2 protein-coding genes and 1 pseudogene are annotated in these 3,061 nt (G+C 61.9%); 1 reads left to right on the forward strand and 2 read right to left on the reverse strand.

Going from position 1 to position 3,061, the window contains the following annotated elements; translation table 11 throughout:
- A pseudogene (locus B8446_RS15890) lies at positions 1 to 556 on the reverse strand (hypothetical protein); the annotation flags it as partial.
- Positions 557 to 560: 4 nt separating this feature from the next.
- Entirely contained in the window at positions 561 to 2,111 is a 1,551-nt protein-coding gene (locus B8446_RS15895; RefSeq protein WP_158507614.1) for an MFS transporter, read from the reverse strand.
- A 204-nt stretch (positions 2,112 to 2,315) separates the two neighbouring features.
- Between B8446_RS15895 and B8446_RS15900 the strand changes: the two genes are divergently transcribed.
- The coding region (locus tag B8446_RS15900; protein ID WP_048851353.1) for a LacI family DNA-binding transcriptional regulator at positions 2,316 to 3,061 on the forward strand (746 nt) is incomplete at its 3' end.

Here is a 3,061-nt window from a genome sequence, read left to right on the forward strand (position 1 = left end):
CCTCCTGCGCCGTCTGCTCCTGCACCACCGACCGGGAGGCCGAAAGATCGGCCTGCGCCGCCGCGAGTGCGGCCGTGGCATCATCGACACTTTGAGTCGAGACGGCCCGCGCATCGGTCACGGCGAGCAGGCGCCTGAACGAGACCTGTGCAAGGCGGACATGCGCCTCGTTAACCTCGACCCGAGACTGCGCTTCCCGCACGGCGGCCGCGACGACCGCGACGCGATTTCGTGCATCTTCTAGGCGGGACGACGCCGCTGCGACGTTCGCTCGCGCAATGGCAAGTTGCGCCTGGTAATCACGTGGGTCGAGTTCAACGAGGAGGTCGCCGCGATGCACATAGGTATTGTCGTTCACATGCAGCGTCCGGACATAAGCGGGCACATGAGGACTGATCTGCTCGATATGCGCGTCGACATAGGCGTCGGCGGTGCTGGCCTCGAAATATCCCGGCACCGTGACAGCAAGGAGGCCGAGCAGGATTACGACCACGAGGGCAAGTGGAACGACGATGCGCGTGGACAAGCGGGGTAGGTTGGACGGCATGATGCGCATGAGGTTACTTCTTGACGGGGGTCGGCGGCATGAGCGGGATCAGGAAGACCGTCAGGGTGCCCACCGCCGCCATGAAGAGAAAGCCATCCGCATAGGCCAGCGTCTCGACCTGCCGCCGGCCTGTTTCCGATAGCAGATCAATCGCGCCTTCGACGGCACGCTCAGGCGAAAGACCGGAATGGCCGAGCAGAAGACCGCCTCCCTGACGTAGCCACGCTGCCGTGCTCTCACGGCCTGTCTGCAACGCCTCGTACAGTCGCGAGGAATGCAAGGTCAGGCGGTGATCGATCAGGACGGTCAACAGCGAGATGCCGAGGGACGCGCCGAACTGGCGCGCCGTCATGTAGATCGTGACGGCATCGAGGAACCGCTCGTCGGATACGCGCGACATCGCGCCGCTGCCGATCCCCGGCAGAAGCAGCGTCTGGCAGGCTGCGAACAGGGCCAGGGCGGGCATGTAGTCGAGAGGGGGCGTGCCCGACGTCATGAGGCGATTGATCAGGAGCATCGACAGGACCAGCAGCATCATTGCGAGCAGAAGCCCGTTGCGCTGGCCGATGCGCGCGTGAACCTTTCCACTCTGCGACCTGGCGAAAGCCGTCATGAGCGAGTAGATGGCTAGGAAAACCCCTGCCTGTGACGCGCTGAAATCCGGCTGCATGACCCCGCGAAGAAACTCGGGCAGTTCGAACAGGCAGCCCGCGAGGATCATGCCCGTGGGCACGCCGAGCAGTCCGGCCGAGAGGGACATTCGATCACGCAACACGCCGAGATGCAGGAGGGGCGCATCGTTGCGCGGGCTGAGTTGCCATGCCACGAACAGCACAACCCCGATCGCCGTTATGGCCGAGAGACCCCGGATCAGGCCGCTCGCGAACCAGTCGTCGACATCGCCACGGCTCAGCACGACCTGAAGCGCACCGATCGAAACGACGGCGATCGCCGCTCCGAACCAGTCCGGCCTCTGATGACGCTCTTCGCGCGATGGCGGCAGATCAGGATAATGGCGAAGAAGAAGCGCGACTGCCGCGCCCGCGAGCACTAGGGCGGGCAGAAACATCAGCCGCCAGCCGAGGAATTCCGTCACCCAGCCGCTGACCAGCAGCCCGCAGGCGCTTGAAAGCGACAGGCGCATCGACGTCTTCTGCATGCTGGCGCCGCGCTTGGCCTTGGGCAGGACCGTATAGATCGTGCCGCGCCACCAGGTGAACAGGGCGCTCCCGGCAATCCCCTGGATGAAGCGCCAAAAAAGAAAGACAGGAAAATCCATCGAAATCATGCAACCGATTGTCGAGATACCGAACAGACAGAGGCTGCCGATCAGATAGCGGCGTGGCCCGAAATGCGCCGCCATCCAGCCGCTGAGTGGGATGCCGATGAACATCGCGCCCGTATAAACCGTCAGGATCCAGCTTGCCTGATCGAGGGAAATGCCCATGGCTCCAGCGATATCGACAAGAATCAGGTTAAGTCCGTCCGCGACATAGAATTCCACACCGGTCGTCATCCCCAACGCCAGAAGGAGGCCTTTTTCCTGTCGCAGTGGCAGTGTCATGGGCGTCGGCTGCATATCGTCTCATGTGTTCGGAAAACGATTGCACGTAAAACCAATACCTATCCATTGTCAAACGTTTCCCGACCGTCCCTGCGCTTCGTAAATCTCGGAAAATCTAGGGTATATGAAGTTTCTTAAGGTGTGTAAGGTCTTGGTCGGCAAGAAAACGAGTGCACGCTGAACCGCTGCAAGCGAGGACAAACAATGGCGCACGCGCGCATAAAGGTTACCGATGTCGCGGCCCGGGCCGGGGTGCATCCGTCGACGGTCTCGCGCGCGCTGAATCCCAAAATGCGGCATCGCATCTCGAAGGATGTCGTCGCCCGCGTCATGATAGCGGTGGAGGCGTTGGGTTATCAGCCTGGCGCTGCTGCTTCTGCCTTGCGATCCGGCCGAAGCAATATGATCGCCTTTCTGGTGCCAGATTTGAAAAGCCCATTGTTCCCGACGCTTTTTGCCGGGATCGATGCGGTAGTGTCCAAACTTGGCTACGCGACCCTTCTGGTTCAGGCTCCGCCCGATCTCGCCGGCCAGAAGGAGTTGATCCGGCGACTGGATGCCCGGCAGGTCGATGGCCTGATCCTTGCGACCGCTTCGCGACGCGACGAGATCGTCTCGTGGGTCCGGTCCCGCGAGCTACCTCTGGTTTTGCTCAATCGTCGAACCGACGAGGATGCCATTTCCTCCGTCACCAGCGACGATGCTGCCGGAGTGGGGATGGCCGTGGATCATCTCGTTGCACTAGGCCATCGGGCGATCGCCTATATTGCGGGCCCACAAACCCTATCGACCGGAGCCGCGCGCCGCGCGGGGTTCCTTGCCGCCATGCAACGACAGGATCTTCCGTTTAACAACATCGTCGCCGCGCGCAGCCTTGACCAGCAGCACGGGCGTACTGCGACGCTTCATATACTCGATCGCAGTTCCGAAATAACGGCCATAGTAGCCGG

Origin of the sequence: Tanticharoenia sakaeratensis NBRC 103193 (assembly GCF_000963885.1) — a bacterium.
In the GTDB taxonomy this organism is placed as follows: Bacteria; Pseudomonadota; Alphaproteobacteria; order Acetobacterales; family Acetobacteraceae; genus Tanticharoenia; species Tanticharoenia sakaeratensis.

What these genes read in the sequence shown, in the direction of transcription:
- B8446_RS15895 (WP_158507614.1), bottom strand. Translation starts at nt 2,111, where the DNA reads ATGACACTGCCACTGCGACAGGAAAAAGGCCTCCTTCTGGCGTTGGGG.